General features: G+C 64.4%; 11 protein-coding genes and 1 pseudogene. 6 read left to right on the top strand and 6 right to left on the bottom strand.

The annotated features are described in order from the left end of the window. Position 1 precedes the first annotated feature (1 nt). The 5 genes from GJ695_RS18895 to GJ695_RS18875 all read right to left on the bottom strand — a co-directional run bounded on the left by GJ695_RS18895 (position 2) and on the right by GJ695_RS18875 (position 5386). Positions 2–1339 (bottom strand): MFS transporter, encoded by a 1338-nt coding sequence (locus GJ695_RS18895; protein WP_371866574.1) that lies wholly within the window; start codon positions 1337–1339, stop codon positions 2–4. A gap of 114 nt (positions 1340–1453) precedes the next feature. Next, the gene (locus GJ695_RS18890; protein ID WP_229260514.1) at positions 1454–1966 is read right to left on the bottom strand and encodes a gluconokinase; all 513 of its coding nucleotides are present in this window, start codon (positions 1964–1966) and stop codon (positions 1454–1456) included. Positions 1967–2065: 99 nt separating this feature from the next. Next, complete coding sequence (gene gntR / locus GJ695_RS18885) at positions 2066–3094, bottom strand: HTH-type transcriptional regulator GntR (protein ID WP_154367413.1); 1029 nt, start codon at positions 3092–3094, stop codon at positions 2066–2068. Between the two features lie 69 nt (positions 3095–3163). Beyond that, positions 3164–3652, bottom strand: a complete 489-nt coding sequence (locus GJ695_RS18880) for a DUF4124 domain-containing protein (RefSeq protein ID WP_154367411.1) — start codon at positions 3650–3652, stop codon at positions 3164–3166. A 51-nt stretch (positions 3653–3703) separates the two neighbouring features. Then, entirely contained in the window at positions 3704–5386 is a 1683-nt protein-coding gene (locus GJ695_RS18875; protein WP_154367410.1) for a LamG domain-containing protein, read from the bottom strand. A 281-nt stretch (positions 5387–5667) separates the two neighbouring features. On the opposite strand from GJ695_RS18875, the gene GJ695_RS29835 reads away from it, so the two are divergent. The 3 genes from GJ695_RS29835 (at position 5668) to guaA (ending at position 9830) form a co-directional block, all read left to right on the top strand. Then, on the top strand, positions 5668–6420 hold the full coding sequence (locus GJ695_RS29835; protein WP_208023413.1) for an NF038120 family PEP-CTERM protein: 753 nt from the start codon (positions 5668–5670) through the stop codon (positions 6418–6420). 268 nt (positions 6421–6688) lie between these two features. After that, positions 6689–8152, top strand: coding sequence for an IMP dehydrogenase (gene guaB / locus GJ695_RS18865; RefSeq protein ID WP_154355683.1), 1464 nt, complete (start codon positions 6689–6691; stop codon positions 8150–8152). 67 nt (positions 8153–8219) lie between these two features. After that, positions 8220–9830 (top strand): glutamine-hydrolyzing GMP synthase, encoded by a 1611-nt coding sequence (gene guaA, locus GJ695_RS18860; protein WP_154367409.1) that lies wholly within the window; start codon positions 8220–8222, stop codon positions 9828–9830. Between the two features lie 83 nt (positions 9831–9913). On the opposite strand, the gene GJ695_RS18855 is transcribed toward guaA, so the two are convergent. Beyond that, positions 9914–10891 carry a GlxA family transcriptional regulator gene (locus tag GJ695_RS18855; RefSeq protein WP_154367561.1) on the bottom strand — a complete coding sequence of 326 codons (978 nt, stop codon included), beginning with the start codon at positions 10889–10891 and terminating at the stop codon, positions 9914–9916. A gap of 204 nt (positions 10892–11095) precedes the next feature. Between GJ695_RS18855 and GJ695_RS18850 the strand changes: the two genes are divergently transcribed. The 3 genes and pseudogenes from GJ695_RS18850 to GJ695_RS18840 all read left to right on the top strand — a co-directional run. Next, on the top strand, positions 11096–12283 hold the full coding sequence (locus tag GJ695_RS18850; protein ID WP_154367408.1) for an efflux RND transporter periplasmic adaptor subunit: 1188 nt from the start codon (positions 11096–11098) through the stop codon (positions 12281–12283). After that, positions 12280–15459 carry an efflux RND transporter permease subunit gene (locus GJ695_RS18845; RefSeq protein WP_154367407.1) on the top strand — a complete coding sequence of 1060 codons (3180 nt, stop codon included), beginning with the start codon at positions 12280–12282 and terminating at the stop codon, positions 15457–15459. The genes GJ695_RS18850 and GJ695_RS18845 overlap by 4 nt, the downstream gene beginning before the upstream one ends. 95 nt (positions 15460–15554) lie before the next feature. Further along, positions 15555–15817: pseudogene (locus GJ695_RS18840) on the top strand (RND transporter); the annotation flags it as partial.

Below are 15817 nucleotides of genomic sequence, written 5' to 3'. Positions count from 1 at the left end.
GTCAGGATTTGCGCGCTTCCAGATCCGCCTGAATCTGCAGCAGCTTGTTGTTATCAAGGTTGTAGAAGAACATCACGGCCACCGCGAACAGCGCGAAGGCGGCCGGAATAAAGGACATCAGCCAGACGATGCCGGCCTGCGAGCCTTCGCTCTGCGCGGCGTTGGCCACGTAGCCCAGCCGGGTGAACAGCGAGCCGATCACCGCCACCGCAATCGCGGTGCCGAGCTTTTGCGAGAAGGTGGCGGCGGCAAAGGTCATCGCCGTGGCGCGTCGTCCGGTGCGCCATTCGTTGTAGTCGGCGGTGTCGGCGTACATCGAGAAGGCCAGCGGCGACTTTGGTCCCAGCGCCAGGCCCATGCCGATCTGCAGCGCGAACATCAGCCACACCTGGTCCTTGGGCACGAAGAAGAAGGCGGAGGACAGCACGGCGGTGATGCTCATCAGGATCATCATCAGCTTCTTCTTGTCGACGAAGCGCGTCATCAGCGGCGTCAGCGAGGCGCCGGCGGCGGCCGCGCCCATGTAGGCCGGCACGAAGCCCGACATCAGGTCCTCGCGCTGCACCACGTACTTGAAATAGTAGGCGGCGCTGGTGGTGCGCAGCGTGATGGTGATCATGATGACCAGCGCCAGGATAAACAGCACGATCCACGGCCGGTTGTGCGCCAGGTCGCCGACGTCCTGCCAGATATTGCTCTTCTGCGCCGGGGACGGCGCGATACGCTCGCGCGTGTTCAGGAACGTCAGCACGAACAGCACGGACGCCAGCGCGCTCCACGCCAGCATGGTCAGTTGCCAGCCGAGCCGGGCGTTGCCGGCGCCCAGCGTGTGCACCAGCCATGGCGTGGCCGAGGTCACCAGCATGCCGCCGCCGAAGGCGAAGATGAAGCGCAGGCCGTTGACGGTGGAGCGCTCCTGGGCGTCGGCCGACAGCACGCCGGACAGGGCGTTGTAGGGAATGTTGATGCAGGTGTAGCACACCATCATGGCCAGATAGGTGCCGTAGGCCCAAAACACCTTGCCGCCTTGCGACAGGTCCGGCGTGGTGTAGGTCAGCACGGCGGCGCAGGCCAGCGGCAGCGGCACCCACACCAGATAAGGACGGAACTTGCCCCAGCGGGTGGCGGTGCGGTCGGCCACGGCGCCGATCATGGGATCGGTGAAGGCGTTGATGAGCTTGATTGTGAACATCATCGACGCGGCGGCGGCGGCCGAGATGCCGAACACGTCGGTGTAGAAAAACAGCAGGTAGGTGGCGATGTTGGTCCAATAGAAATTGAACCCCATGTCGGCCACGCCGTAGCTGATTTTTTCGCGCCAGGTCAGTTGTTTGTTCACGGTCGTCTTCATGCGCATGTAAAAGCAGGCAGCAAGGGTATCACTGCCTGAACGAAATGGCCGTTCCTGCCACCTCGGGGAGAAGCTGATTTGATAGCGGTAACTGCGTCGCCATCAAGTATGCAGGATCTGGCGCACCAGCGCCTCCGGCTCCTGGGCGATGTCGAGCACCATGCCGGCCTCGTCGTCCTGCAGCGGTTCCAGCGTCGCCAGCTGGCTGTCGAGCAAGGCGGTCGGCATGTAATGGTCCTTGCGCGCCTGCATGCGGGCGGCGATCAGTTCGCGCGGGCCGGCCAGGTGGGCGAAGCGCAACGCCGGATCGGCGCTGCGCAGCAGGTCGCGGTAGCTGCGCTTCAGCGACGAGCAGGACAGCACCAGGCCGCTGTGCCTGAGGCGCGCGTCGCGGATTTCCGTGTGCAGCGCCCGCAGCCAGTCGGCGCGGTCGGTGTCGGTGAGCGGCACGCCGGCCGTCATCTTGGCCACGTTGGCATAGGAGTGGTAGGCGTCGCCTTCGAGGAAGGGCACTTCCAGCGCGCTGGCCAGTTGCAGCCCGACCGAGCTCTTGCCGCAGCCGCTGACGCCCATGATGACCCAGCGTGTTTGCCTGTCGTAGGTAGTTGATTGCATATGAATGATAGCGCTAACAGTTCCAGCGAGTTTAGACGGATTGAAAAATTTGTAAAGCACTATCGATGTTGCGACGCAGCAGCGGGCGTCGCCGAGGGATCAGGCGCTTTCGCGCGCCATCAGCGTGAAGCCGAGGTCGATCTGGCGCGTGGCCGGCGCTTCGCCCTTGATGACCGCGCGCAGCAGCGTGGCCGCCTCGTAGCCGATGCGGTAGCGCGGCGTGCCGATGGTGGTCAGCGACGGATTCATCCAGGCCGAGGCGGGCAGGTCGTTGAAGCCGCAGATGGCCAGTTGCGACGGCACCGCGATGCCGCGCCGCTGGGACTGGTAGATGGCGCCGTGGGCCAGGTCGTCGTTGCAGCAGAAAATGGCGTCGCAGTCGGGCGCCTGCGCCAGCATGCGGCCCAGCAGCTCGGCGCCGAGCGCGATGGTGGACGGTTCGCCGACCATCACTTCCAGTTTCGGGTCGGCCAGGCCGGCCTCCTGCATGGCCTTGCGGTAGCCTTCGGCGCGGCGCAGCGTCCGTTCGTCGAGCTGTGCGCCGATGAAGCCGATGCGCTTGTGGCCCTTGTCCAGCAGGTAGCGCGTCATCGCGTGGCCGGCCTGGAATTGCGAGAAGCCGACGGTCATCTGGTCGGGATCGGTCGACATGTCCATCATCGACACCACCGGCACGCGCGAGGTGGTCAGGATTTGCTGCACGCGCGGGCTGTGCGTCAGGCCCGACAGCAGCATGCCGTCCGGGTTCGATTGCAGGTAGGTGCCGATCAGCTTTTCTTCCTGCTTGTCGGAATAGCGGGTGTTGCCGATCAGGATCTGGTAGTCGTCGGCGTCCAGCGCGTCCTGGATGCCGGCCAGCACCTCGGTGAACACGGCGTTCGACAGCGACGGCACCAGCACCGCGATCACCTTCGACTGCGACGAGGCCAGCGCGCGGGCGGCGCGGTTCGGCACATAGCCGAGTTCATCCACGGCTTTCTCGACGCGGTCGCGCAGGGCTTGCGACACCATGTCCGGCTGGGTGATGGCGCGCGAGGCGGTCATCGTGGCCACGCCGGCCCTGTCCGCCACCATCGCCAGGGTGATGCGGCCGCTGGCGCGGCTCTTGCCCGCTTGAGTCTTCGTCATTAGTGCTATTCGCTAAAGATTGATACTGATAGCGATATCATACGGCAGCCGGGCCGAAAGAGAGAGCATCTATTTGCAATCGGCCAACACTTTTTGCGTGTTTTTACGCAAATCCTCGCGCTGGGCATCGTCCATGTAGCCGCGTTCGCCGTTTTTGTCGAAAGTGGTGAGGCGGATGCCCTGGTCCAGCGCCTGCTGGTTCTTGCGGGCGGCGTCGCAGTTGGCGACTTGCGCCGCCTTGTTGCGGGCCTGGTCGGCGGCGCGCTGGGCCGCCTCGGCGGTTTCCAGCTTGCGCTTGGCGAAGTCGGCGTTGCGCTCGGCCAGCGTGGCGGAGGGCGGGGCGGCCTCGGCGCTGGCCGGCGCCGTGTCGGCCGGCGCATACGGATTGAACATCGGCTTGCCGGGCGCTTTCAAAATGCGTTTTTCCGGGATGTTCGGCGGCGGCGGCCGGTCCGACAGCTGCTTGACGCCCTTGTCGTCGATCCAGATGTATTGCGCCGTGGCCAGCGATGAGGCGGCCAGCAGCACGGCGGCGAGCAGTGCGTTGCGGTGATTCATAAAGCGCTCCAGTAAGGCATCCGCAGATTTCGCCATGATTCAAGGCAACTGTCAACCGAGTTCCCAGCTTTTGATCGAATGGATCTTGAGGAACTGGCTGCTGGCCTGGCTATCCTGTTGCGGGAAGAACAGGGCGCCGGCGTAGTTGCCGGCCAGCGAACCGCAGGCCAGGTTGATGCCGAGCTGGTGCGGATATTTGGCGGGCGCCACCCAGTTCGACTCCGCGACGGGCACGCCATCGACATAATGCAGCACCTTGTCGCGGGTCCAGATCACGCCCACCGTATGCCTGGTCCCGGAGGTGAGCGGCTCGGCCAGCATCAGGTTCATGGCGTCCGGCGTCAAGGTCTCGCGGTTGACGACGGTGGGCAGCCAGGTGCCGCCGTTGCGTGCGCGATTGGTGCCGGCCTGTTTCAGGGCGCGCTGGCGGGTATAGGGCTGGTTGTGCAGGGCGCCGGTCCAGACCGATTGCCCGCGCTGGAAATTCGTGAAGATTTCCAGGATGTCGAGCTCGACCCATGGCTCGCCGGGGCTGCGCGCCAGGCCGTTGGGGTTGAAGGTGTACAGCCACACCGCAGGCCAGTAGCCCCAGGCCGTGCCCGGCGCGCCGGCCATGGCGGCCTCGATCGCCTTCTTGGTGTAGGCGGCGCCGGCAAACGGCGGCATCGCCGGCATGGTGAACTCCACCTGCAGCGCCTGCACCTCCTGATTCGGCCGCTGCGGGCCGTAGGCGCGTTTGCTCCAGATCTGTCCCGACGTCAGGCCGGGGATGAACAGCACGCCGTCAGCGCTGTTGGGGCTCAGGGCGCCCAGGCCAAGCGGCCGGTCGAAGGTCACGCTCAGGCGGTCCGGCGAAACCGACACCACCCGGGCGCGGTCATTGGCCATCGGATTGTTCTGATAGCCGGGCGCGCACTTGACGCCCAGCGCGAACATGCCCGGCGCGACAGGGGAAGCCACCGGCGTCTTGAACCTGACGGCGCTGGTCATCCCATTGGCGACGTCGGCCGCCACGCGGGCGAAGGCGAAGCGGGTGAAGGTGACGTGCCAGTTGCCCTTGTAGCCTTCCTTGATGCCCGAGCTGACCGCTTCAAACGTGACGGTACCGGCAGCCGCATCCTTGGCGGCCACCACCGAGATGCCGCTGGGGCCGCCACCGACGACGCAGGTTCCCACCTCGATGCTGGCGAGATCGGCCGCGGTCAGCCCGATGTCGGCCAGCCTGGTCGGCAGCGATGCGCCTTCCGCGCCGGCGGAAAAGCCGCCGCTGGCCAGTCCCGTGGCGATGTTGCCGCGCAGGTAGGAGTCGAAATGTCCGCCGTTGAGCACGGCCTGCAAACGCAGGCCGTCCGCCTCCAGCACGTGATTCTGATCGTTGAAGGTGGTTGCGTAGCGCTGCACTTCGCTGTTGATGGTGCTGGGGCCGGCGCCGCCGACGTGCCTGCCGGACGCATTGAAGTCGCCCTCCAGCGGATTGAACAGGTTTTCAAGGTCGTCGAGGGTTTTTACCGCGACGGCGACCGGCGAACCACCGGCCTTGGCGGCGCTGCCGAAACGCAGGTCTTCGACCAGATCCAGCCCTTTGATTGCGGCGTCGAACGCCGGTTCCAGCCCGGGATAAGCAAAGGTCGCCGTTGCAGCGGAAGCGCGGTTGCCGCCGGCCAGCGGCAGCAGCAGCGTGCTGGACAGGAGTTTGACGAGATGGCGACGGTACAAATCGTGGGGTTCGGTCATGTCATTGCCTGAGTTAGGTCTGGAAGAATGACTATCATATTATGATCAGCGAGCCGTCTTGGTTCTTGCAGCCGATTTTTTTCTCCTTGAGGACAAGTAGGCTGATTGCGTTTGAGTTCCCCATGGCTCAAGGCAGGGAATGAGCCCGGTTGTCGTGTGACATGCAAGCACGAAGCTGTAGCACTTTTGTGCTACATACAACCTTCATTATTGTTATTAATATAAAATATATTGTTGTATTGATAGCGCGTTAATGCGCGAAACTTTAAGGGAGTTAGCGTATGAAATCCTGGGGTGCACAATTGTTATCGGGCCTGATTGCGGTATTTTCCAGCGCCTCGGCCTCCGCCACGGTCATCGATTTTGAGCACATCAATATGACATCAACGCCATCGGCACCGGTGTTGAGTACGGGCGACTACATTACGCAAGGCATCTACACCATCGAGATGCAAGACATCAAGAATGTGGTCCGACCCCTGGGATTACTCTCGAATGGCTCACATCCAGGCAGTTGCCTTAATGGCAGTTGCCCAGCGGGCAATAGCACGAATTTCTTGAGCACTTATAACGATGCCTTGGTGCATGTTTCGAGAACGGATGGTCAACCTCTGGTATTTGGCGGTGTCTCTGCAGCCTATATTCCTCCGGTGGATGCGGTGCCAGCTAACGGGCTTTACTTCGCGGTCGACGTAGACCGCGCCGATGGGAGTTATGCAACCTACGCCTATCGTCTTCCGAGCACCGGTGAATTCACTGATATCACAAATCTCCCGTCCCTGTTCCTCGGTGGTAGCGGAACCCTGACTACAGGCGTAGTGACGGACTTGTTTTTCTATGGGTACTATTGCAACGTCTCGGGATCGTGCAACGCCTTTAAAACAGGTAAAGGACAGTTTGGGCTGGATAAGATCGTGTTTAATGACGGATTGTCCCCGGTTTCGGAGTCAGAGACCTCCGCCATGCTGCTGGCCGGGTTGGGCCTGGTTGGCGCCGTTGCGCGCCGGCGTCAAAAGCGCGCCCGAATCACCTGACTACAAGAGACCGCCTGAGGGCGGCTTTTTTTTGTTGGCGAGGACGATTAAAAGCCCGGCTGGCGGAGCGTCGATGATTTATTTCTCTTCGTCTGGCTTGACTCGGCTCGAACGTTCGACTTTCGCGCACCTAGTGGTTGTGCTATGCGGACCGCCGCAGACCTGTCTTTTTTAGATAGAATCATGAGAATCCACCTATGGCTCGGGAAGTTGCAGACAATTAATCACGATCCCTGTATAATGCCGCTTTGCGCCTATAGGAAATGCTATGCGTCTACTTCAAAAAGCACTCACATTCGATGACGTGCTGCTCGTCCCAGCGTACTCCAACGTTCTGCCTGCGGATACGTCCCTCAAAACCCGTCTGACTCGCAATATCAGCCTGAACATCCCTCTGCTGTCGGCAGCGATGGATACGGTCACCGAGGCGCGCCTGGCGATTGCCATGGCACAAGAGGGCGGCATCGGCATCATTCACAAGAACCTGAATCCGAAAGATCAGGCCCGTGAAGTAGCGCGCGTCAAGCGTTTCGAGGCCGGCGTGCTGCGTGATCCGATCACCATCCCGCCAACCATGAAGATCCGCGACGTCATCAAACTGACCGAGCAATACGGCATTTCCGGCTTCCCTGTCGTTGAAGGCAAGGAAGTGGTCGGCATCATCACCAACCGCGACCTGCGGTTCGAACAGGAACTGGACGCCGAAGCCCGCGCCAAGATGACCCCACGCGAAAAGCTGGTGGTGGTCAAGGAAGACGCCGACCGCGACGAAGCCAAGCGCCTGATGAACAAGCACCGCCTGGAGCGCGTGCTGGTGGTCAACGACGCCTTTGAACTGCGCGGCCTGATCACCGTCAAGGACATCCAGAAATCCACCGAGCACCCGCTGGCGTCGAAAGACTCGCAGGGCAAGCTGCTGGTCGGCGCCGCGGTCGGCGTCGGCGCGAAAGACGAAGAGCGCATCGACCTGCTGGTCGCGGCCGGCGTCGACGTGCTGGTGGTCGACACCGCCCACGGCCACTCGCAAGGCATCCTCGACCGCGTGAAGTGGATCAAGACCAAGTACCCGCACGTGGACGTCATCGGCGGCAACATCGCCACCGCCGCCGCCGCCAAAGCACTGGTGGAATACGGCGCGGACGCGGTCAAGGTCGGCATCGGCCCTGGCTCGATCTGCACCACCCGTATCGTCGCCGGCGTGGGCGTGCCGCAAATCACCGCCATCTCCAACGTGGCGGAAGCGCTGGAAGGCACCGGCGTGCCATGCATCGCCGACGGCGGCATCCGCTTCTCGGGCGACATCTCGAAAGCGCTGGCAGCCGGCGCCTCGACCGTGATGATGGGCTCGATGTTTGCCGGTACTGAAGAAGCGCCAGGCGAAGTGATCCTGTATCAGGGCCGTTCGTACAAGTCGTATCGCGGCATGGGTTCGCTGGGCGCGATGTCGGACGGTTCGGCCGACCGCTACTTCCAGGACGCCACCATGAAGGCCGACAAGTTCGTGCCGGAAGGTATCGAAGGCCGCGTCGCCTACAAAGGCTCGGTGCTGGCGATCATCTTCCAGCTGGTCGGCGGCGTGCGCCAGTCGATGGGCTACTGCGGCTGCGCCACCATCGACGAACTGCGTAACAAAGCCGAGTTTGTCGAGATCACCTCGGCCGGCATGCGCGAGTCGCATGTACACGACGTGCAAATCACCAAGGAAGCGCCGAACTACCGTTCCGGCGACTAAACAAGTCCTTGCAACGCCGGCGTCCACCGCCGGCGTTTTTCTATTCTCCTCTTCATCGGTTGACTCCATGCATTCTAAAATCCTCATTCTCGATTTCGGCTCCCAAGTGACCCAGCTGATCGCCCGCCGCGTGCGCGATTCCGGCGTGTTCTCGGAAGTGTTCCCGTATGACGTCAGCGACGAGTTCGTGCGCAACTACGGCGCCGCCGGCGTGATCCTGTCGGGCAGCCACAGCTCGACGCTGGAAGGCGATGCGCCGCGCGCGCCGGACGCCGTGTTCGAACTGGGCGTGCCGGTGCTGGGCATTTGCTACGGCATGCAGACCATGGCGGCGCAGCTGGGCGGCAAGGTCGAAAACGGCAAGGTGCGTGAATTCGGTTACGCCGAAGTGCGCGCGCGCAACCACACCAAACTGCTCGACGGCATCGTCGACTTCGTCACCGACGAAGGCCACGGCATGCAGAAGGTCTGGATGAGCCACGGCGACAAGGTGCTGGACATGCCGCCAGGCTTCGTGCTGATGGGCGACACGCCATCGTGCCCGATCGCCGCGATGGCCAACGAAGAGAAAAGCTTCTACGGCGTGCAATGGCACCCGGAAGTGACGCACACGGTGCAGGGCAAGGTCATGCTGAGCCGCTTCGTGCACGAAATCTGCGGCTGCAAATCGGACTGGAACATGCCGGACTACATCTCGGAAGCGGTCGAGAAGATCCGCGCCCAGGTCGGCACCGATGAAGTGATTTTGGGCCTGTCGGGCGGCGTCGATTCGTCGGTGGCGGCCGCGCTGATCCACCGCGCCATCGGCGACCAGCTGACCTGCGTATTCGTCGACCACGGCCTGCTGCGCCTGAACGAAGGCAAGATGGTCATGGACATGTTCGCCAACAACCTGGGCGTCAAAGTCATCCGCGTCGATGCGGAAGACCAGTTCATGGGCCACCTGAAAGGTGTCAGCGATCCGGAGCAGAAGCGCAAGATCATCGGCCGCGAATTCGTCGAAGTGTTCGACAAGGAATCGGGCAAGCTGGTCAACGCCAAGTGGCTGGCGCAAGGCACCATCTACCCGGATGTGATCGAGTCGGCCGGCAAGGGCAAGAAGGGCCAGACCATCAAGTCGCACCATAACGTGGGCGGTCTGCCGGAACACATGAAACTGTCGCTGCTGGAACCGCTGCGCGAACTGTTCAAGGACGAGGTGCGCAAGCTGGGCGTGGCGCTGGGCCTGCCGCATGACATGGTCTACCGTCATCCGTTCCCAGGTCCGGGCCTGGGCGTGCGCATCCTGGGCGAAGTGAAGAAGGAATACGCCGACCTGCTGCGCCAGGCCGACGCCATCTTCATCGAAGAGCTGCGCAACACGCCATACGAAGCGACTATCGTGCCGGGCTTCGACCAGGACGCCGTGCCGCAGAACTGGTACGACGCGACCTCGCAGGCGTTTGCCGTGTTCCTGCCGGTGAAGTCGGTGGGCGTGATGGGCGACGGCCGCACCTACGAATACGTGGTGGCGCTGCGCGCGGTGCAGACGCAGGACTTCATGACGGCACACTGGGCGCACCTGCCGCACGCACTGCTGGGCAAGGTAAGCAACCGCATCATTAACGAAGTGCGCGGTATCAACCGTGTCGTTTATGACATTTCCGGTAAGCCACCTGCGACCATCGAGTGGGAATGATGCTCTAGGCCGTAGCGGCTGGCGCTGCCTGGCAAATTGATGAGAAAAAGCCCCTGATTCAGGGGCTTTTCTTTTTGCCTTGTCTACGAGGCGTGGCTGGCCATGCGCCGGATGCTTTGCGGTGGGTGGCCGGTGACACGGATGAAGGCGCGCCGCATCCGTTCGGGGTCGGCGAAGCCGGCGCTGCGGGCGATGATCTCGATCGGCTCGGCGCTGCGTTCGACCTTGAGTCGCGCCACTTCAACGCGCAACCGTTCGACCGCCTTGGCCGGCGTCTCGCCGGTCTCGGCCAGGAATGCTCGTCCGAACTGACGCGGACTGAGGCAGGCCACCGACGCCAGGTGCTCGGTCGACAGTTCCTGCGCCAGGTGGTCGCGCATATAGCTCAATACCTGGCGGATGCGGTCCGATTCCGGTTCCATCGCGGCCATGGCGGAGAACTGCGACTGGTTGCCGGGACGGCGGTGATACACCACCAGCATCTGCGCGGTGTCGCGCGCGACCTCGCTGCCCAGGTCGTCTTCGATCATGGCCAGCGCCAGGTCGATGCCCGAGGTGACGCCGGCCGAGGTCCAGATGCCCCGGTCCCTGGTGAAGATGCGGTCGCCTTCCACTCTCACCTTGGGGAACTGGCGCTGCAACCGCGCCGCGTACTTCCAATGCGTGGTGGCGCGCCGGCCGTCGAGCAGGCCGGCGGCGGCCAGCAGGAACGCACCGGTGCAGACGCTGGCAATGCGACGGCCGCCGCGCATGGCGGCGCGGTTCAACTGCTCGGAGATCCGGGGCAGCAGCAAGGGATCGGTGAGCATCGAGCCGCCCACCACCACCAGGGTGTCGTAGGGCTTGGTGCGGATCTTGCGCGTCATCACCTCCAGGCCGGATGAGCTGCAGACCGCGCCGCCCGCCAACGAGACAACCTTGCAGCGGTAGCGGCATGCGCCCTCCGTGATGCCCGCCACCTCGAACGCCGCCAACGGTCCGCTCAAGTCCTGTATCTGGAAGCCGGGGTAGACCAGAAAAGCGATGTCGCGCGCGTTTGCCGGTGGGCCGTCGTGCGGCATGCAGGCGCCGCTGGTGGTGTCGTTGCTGATGTCCATGGGGCGATTCTGCTACAGAAAGGCTTTGTCCGCAATGACATATTTCCCTCGTTTCGCGTCACTTTTTTCCTGTTTTGCGGGATGACCAGAAACGAGGGATCTGCGTCCTTTGCGCCGCCGACCACCTGGATCAGAATTTCGGCACCGAAACTATCTGGTGAAATCCTCATGTCAGTCTTTCCTCTTTCCCGTTCCAGGCGGGCGTCGGCCGCGCTGCTGCTGACCGCCGTGGCCGGACTGGGCGCCTATGGCGTCCTGCGCGCCGGCACGCCGCCGCCATCGTCGTCCGCCGATTTGCCGGAGGTCGATGTGGCCGCCGTGCTGCAACAAACCATCACCGATCTGCAATCCTATTCCGGGCGGCTGGCCGCCGTCGAGCAGGTCGATATCCGGCCGCAGGTGTCCGGCGCCATCGTCGCGGTGCACATCCGCGACGGCGCGCTGGTGCAAAAGGGCGAGCTGCTGTTCGTGATCGACCCGCGTCCTTACCAGGCCGAAGTCGACCGCGCAAGCGGGCTGCTGGCGGCGGCGCAAACGCGCGCCGACTACCTGCAGCGCGACGGCGAGCGCGCGCAGCGCCTGATCGGCGACAACGCCATCGCCCGGCGCGACTACGACGAGAAGCAGAACGCCGCGCGCGAGGCCGCCGCTAACCTGCAATCGGCGCGCGCCGCGCTGGCGCTGGCCCGGATCAATCTGGAGCATACGCGCATCGTCGCGCCCATCGCCGGCCGCATCTCGCGCGCTGAAATCACGCTGGGCAATATCGTCAGCGCCGACAACGGCGCCGCGCCGTTGACGTCGATCGTCTCGGTGTCGCCCATCTACGCCGAGTTCGACGCCGACGAACAGACCTATCTGCAATACATCGGCCATGCCCGGCAGGGCGGCAAGGTCGGCGTCGAGCTGGGCTTGGGCAACGAGAACGGCTATCCGCGTGCCGGGACGATCCAGTCGGTCGATAACCGCGTCGACCGTTCGTCGGGAACGATCCGCATGCGCGCCCGTTTCGACAACAGCGATGGGCTGCTGGTGCCGGGCTTGTATGCGCGCATCCGCATGGGCGGCGGCACGCCGCACGCCGCGCTGCTGGTCGATGACGCCGCCATCGGCACCGAGCAGACCAAGAAATTTTTATACGTGATCGATGCGCAGGGCCGCGCGGTCTACCGCGAAGTGCAGTTGGGCGCGCTGCGCGGCAACCTGCGGGTGGTCAGCAGCGGCCTGCAGGCCGGCGAGCGGGTGGTCGTCAACGGCGCGCAGCGCGTCCAGCCGGACGCCAGGGTGCGCGCGCATCTGGTGGCCATGGGCGGGACGCCAGCCGCCGCTCCGCGGGCAGAGGGCAAAGCCGAATGAATATTTCCAAGTTCTTTATCGACCGGCCGATCTTCGCCGGCGTGCTGTCGGTCATCATCCTGCTGGCCGGCCTGGTGGCGCTGTTCCAGCTGCCGATCGCCGAGTATCCGGAAGTGGTGCCGCCGTCCGTGATCGTGCATGCGCAGTATCCGGGCGCCAATCCCAAGGTGATCGCCGAGGCGGTGGCGGCGCCGCTGGAGGAAAAAATCAATGGCGTGGAAAACATGCTGTACATGCAGTCGCAATCGACCAACGACGGCAACCTGACGCTGACGGTAACCTTCCAGCTCGGCACCAATCCGGACCTGGCGGCGCAGCTGGTGCAGAACCGCGTCAACCAGGCCTTGCCGCGCCTGCCGGAGGACGTGCAGCGGCTGGGCGTGACCACCGCCAAGAGCTCGCCGACGGTGACCATGTTCCTGCACCTGCTGTCGCCCAACGGCCGCTACGACATCACCTATCTGCGCAACTATGCGCTGCTGCATGTGCGCGACCGCCTGGCGCGCATCCGCGGCGTGGGCGAGGTGCAGTTGTGGGGCGCCGGCGACTATGCGATGCGGGTGTGGCTCGACCCGGCCAGGATCGCGCAGCGCAAGCTGACGGCGATGGAGGTGGTGGCGGCGATCCGCGAGCAGAACGTGCAAGTCGCCGCCGGCGTGGTGGGCGCCGCGCCTTCGGTGCCCGGCGCGCCGCTGGAGTTGTCGGTCAATGCGCGCGGCCGCCTGTCGACGGAAGAGGACTTCGGCGCCATCGTGGTCAAGAGCGCCGACGGCGCGGTCACCTATCTGCGCGACATCGCCCGCATCGAGCTGGCCGCCGCCGAGTATGGGCGGCGCTCGATGCTGGACAACAAGCCGGCCATCGCGCTGTCGATCAACCAGACGCCGGGCGCGAACGCCTTGCAGATCGCCGACGACGTGCGCGCCGCGCTGAAGGAGCTGAGCGCCGACTTTCCGGCCGATGTGACCTATGACATCGTGTACGACCCGACCCGCTTCGTCAAATCCAGCATCGAGGCGGTGATCCACACGCTGCTGGAAGCCATCGCGCTGGTGGTGGTCGTGGTCATCGTGTTCCTGCAGACCTGGCGCACCTCGATCATTCCGCTGATCGCGGTGCCGGTGTCGATCGTCGGCACCTTCGCGCTGCTGCTGGCGTTCGGCTTTTCGATCAACGCGCTGTCGCTGTTCGGCATGGTGCTGGCGATCGGCATCGTGGTCGACGACGCCATCGTGGTGGTGGAGAACGTCGAGCGCAACATCGCCGCCGGTCTCGGCGCGCGCGACGCCACCTACAAGGCGATGCAGGAGGTGAGCGGGCCCATCATCGCGATCGCGCTGACGCTGGTGGCGGTGTTCGTGCCGCTGGCCTTCATGAGCGGCCTGACCGGGCAGTTCTACAAGCAGTTCGCGATGACGATCGCCATTTCGACGGTGATTTCGGCGTTCAATTCGCTGACCTTGTCGCCGGCGCTGTCGGCCTTGCTGCTGCGCGGCCACGACGCCGAACCGGACGCGTTGACGCGCGCCATGAACCGCGTGCTGGGGCCGTTCTTCGGCTGGTTCAACCGGGTGTTCCGGCGCGGCTCGGAACGCTACGGCCGTGGCGTCCAGGGCGCGCTGGCGCACAAGGGCGGCATGCTGTTGTTGTACGCCGCCTTGCTCGGGCTGACCGTGCTGGTGACGCGCAGCGTGCCCGGTGGCTTCGTGCCGGCGCAGGACAAGGAGTATCTGATTTCCTTTGCCCGCCTGCCCAATGGCGCGGCGCTGGACCGCAGCGAGCAGGTGGCGCGCGCGATGGGCGAGATCGTCATGAAGCAGCCCGGCGCCGCGCACGCGGTGGCGTTCCCCGGCCTGTCGGTCGACGGCTTCACCAACAGTTCCAATGCGGCGGTGGTGTTCGTGCCGCTGAAGCCCTTCCGCGAGCGGGGCAAGGACTTGTCGGCCGCCGCCATCGCGGCCGCGCTGAACAAGCAGTTCAGCAGCATCAAGGGCGCCTTCATCGCCGTGTTCCCGCCGCCGCCGGTGCTTGGCATCGGCACCCTGGGCGGCTTCAAGATGCAGCTGGAGGACCATGGCGCGGTCGGCTACGAGGCGTTGAACCGGGCCAAGGCGGCTTTTGTCCAGCGCGCCGCCAGCCGTCCCGAACTCGGTCCGATGTTCTCCAACTATGAGATCAATGTGCCGCAGCTGAACCTGGAGCTGGACCGGGTCAAGGCCAAGCAGCTGGGCGTGCCGGTCACCGACGTCTTCAGCACCATGCAGACCTACCTGGGCTCGCTGTATGTCAACGACTTCAACCGCTTTGGCCGCGTCTACCAGGTGCGGGTGCAGGCGGATGCGCCGTTCCGCCAGAACGCCGACGACATCCTGCAACTGAAAACCCGCAACGACCATGGCGACATGGTGCCGCTGGCCGCGGTGGCCACGGTGACGCCGACCTATGGCCCGGTGTCGGTGGTGCGCTACAACGGCCACACCGCCGCCGACATCAACGGCGGCCCGGCGCCCGGCTATTCGTCCGGCGAGGCGCAGGCGGCGGCCGAGCGCGTGGCCGCCGAGGTGCTGCCGAAAGGCGTCAAGTTCGAGTGGACCGACCTGACCTACCAGCAGGTGCTGGCCGGCAGCGCCGGCATGTGGGTGTTCCCGATCAGCGTGCTGCTGGTGTTCCTGGTGCTGGCGGCCTTGTACGAAAGCCTGACGCTGCCGCTGGCGGTGATCCTGATCGTGCCGATGAGCGTGCTGTCGGCGCTGGCCGGGGTGTGGCTGACCGGCGGCGACAACAATATCTTCACCCAGATCGGCATGATGGTGCTGGTGGGGCTGGCATCAAAGAACGCGATCCTGATCGTCGAGTTCGCACGCGAACTGGAACACGACGGCCTGACGCCGATGGCTGCCGCCATCGAAGCGAGCCGTCTGCGCCTGCGGCCGATCCTGATGACGTCGATCGCCTTCGTGATGGGCGTGGTGCCGCTGGTCCTGTCCACCGGGGCGGGATCGGAGATGCGCCAGGCGATGGGCGTGGCGGTGTTCTTCGGCATGCTGGGGGTGACGCTGTTCGGCCTGATGCTGACGCCGGTGTTCTACGTTGTGCTGCGCACGGTCGCGGGCGGCAAGATACATGTGGCGCAGAAGGATGCGCCGCATAGCACTGATTATCCAAAGGTAGCGTGATGAGGCAGCCAATGAATCAAGAAATGAAACAAAAAATGAAACAACAGCCAGCGACCAGGGGAGTCCGCTTGCCACGTCTGACGGCCGGCGCCGCCATGCTGGCGCTGCTGGCGGCGTGCTCGGTGGAGCAGCCGTGGCAGCGGCCCGATGCGCCGCTGCCGGCGTCGTTCAAGGAGGCCAGCGGCGAAGCCGGCAACTGGAAGCCGGCGCAGCCGGCCGATGACGCGCAGCGCGGCCAGTGGTGGCGCGTCTTCGCCGACCCGGTATTGGACGGCCTCGAACACCAGGCGCTGGGCGCCAACCAGGATCTGCAGGCGGCCGCGGCCCGCCTGCGGCAGGCGCGCGCCCTGGCGCAGGC

It is taken from the genome of Duganella alba (assembly GCF_009674495.1).
Lineage (GTDB): Bacteria > Pseudomonadota > Gammaproteobacteria > Burkholderiales > Burkholderiaceae_D > Rugamonas > Rugamonas alba.
The sequence above is the reverse complement of the archived record's forward strand: the minus strand, read 5'-3'. Positions and strand labels throughout refer to the sequence as shown.

Coding starts and splice junctions, on each gene's coding strand:
- guaB (WP_154355683.1), top strand. CDS start 6,689: ATGCGTCTACTTCAAAAAGCACTCACATTCGATGACGTGCTGCTCGTC.
- GJ695_RS18875 (WP_154367410.1), bottom strand. CDS start 5,386: ATGACCGAACCCCACGATTTGTACCGTCGCCATCTCGTCAAACTCCTG.
- GJ695_RS18880 (WP_154367411.1), bottom strand. CDS start 3,652: ATGAATCACCGCAACGCACTGCTCGCCGCCGTGCTGCTGGCCGCCTCA.
- GJ695_RS18855 (WP_154367561.1), bottom strand. CDS start 10,891: ATGCCGCACGACGGCCCACCGGCAAACGCGCGCGACATCGCTTTTCTG.
- guaA (WP_154367409.1), top strand. CDS start 8,220: ATGCATTCTAAAATCCTCATTCTCGATTTCGGCTCCCAAGTGACCCAG.
- GJ695_RS18890 (WP_229260514.1), bottom strand. CDS start 1,966: ATGCAATCAACTACCTACGACAGGCAAACACGCTGGGTCATCATGGGC.
- GJ695_RS18850 (WP_154367408.1), top strand. CDS start 11,096: ATGTCAGTCTTTCCTCTTTCCCGTTCCAGGCGGGCGTCGGCCGCGCTG.
- GJ695_RS29835 (WP_208023413.1), top strand. CDS start 5,668: ATGAAATCCTGGGGTGCACAATTGTTATCGGGCCTGATTGCGGTATTT.
- GJ695_RS18845 (WP_154367407.1), top strand. CDS start 12,280: ATGAATATTTCCAAGTTCTTTATCGACCGGCCGATCTTCGCCGGCGTG.
- gntR (WP_154367413.1), bottom strand. CDS start 3,094: ATGACGAAGACTCAAGCGGGCAAGAGCCGCGCCAGCGGCCGCATCACC.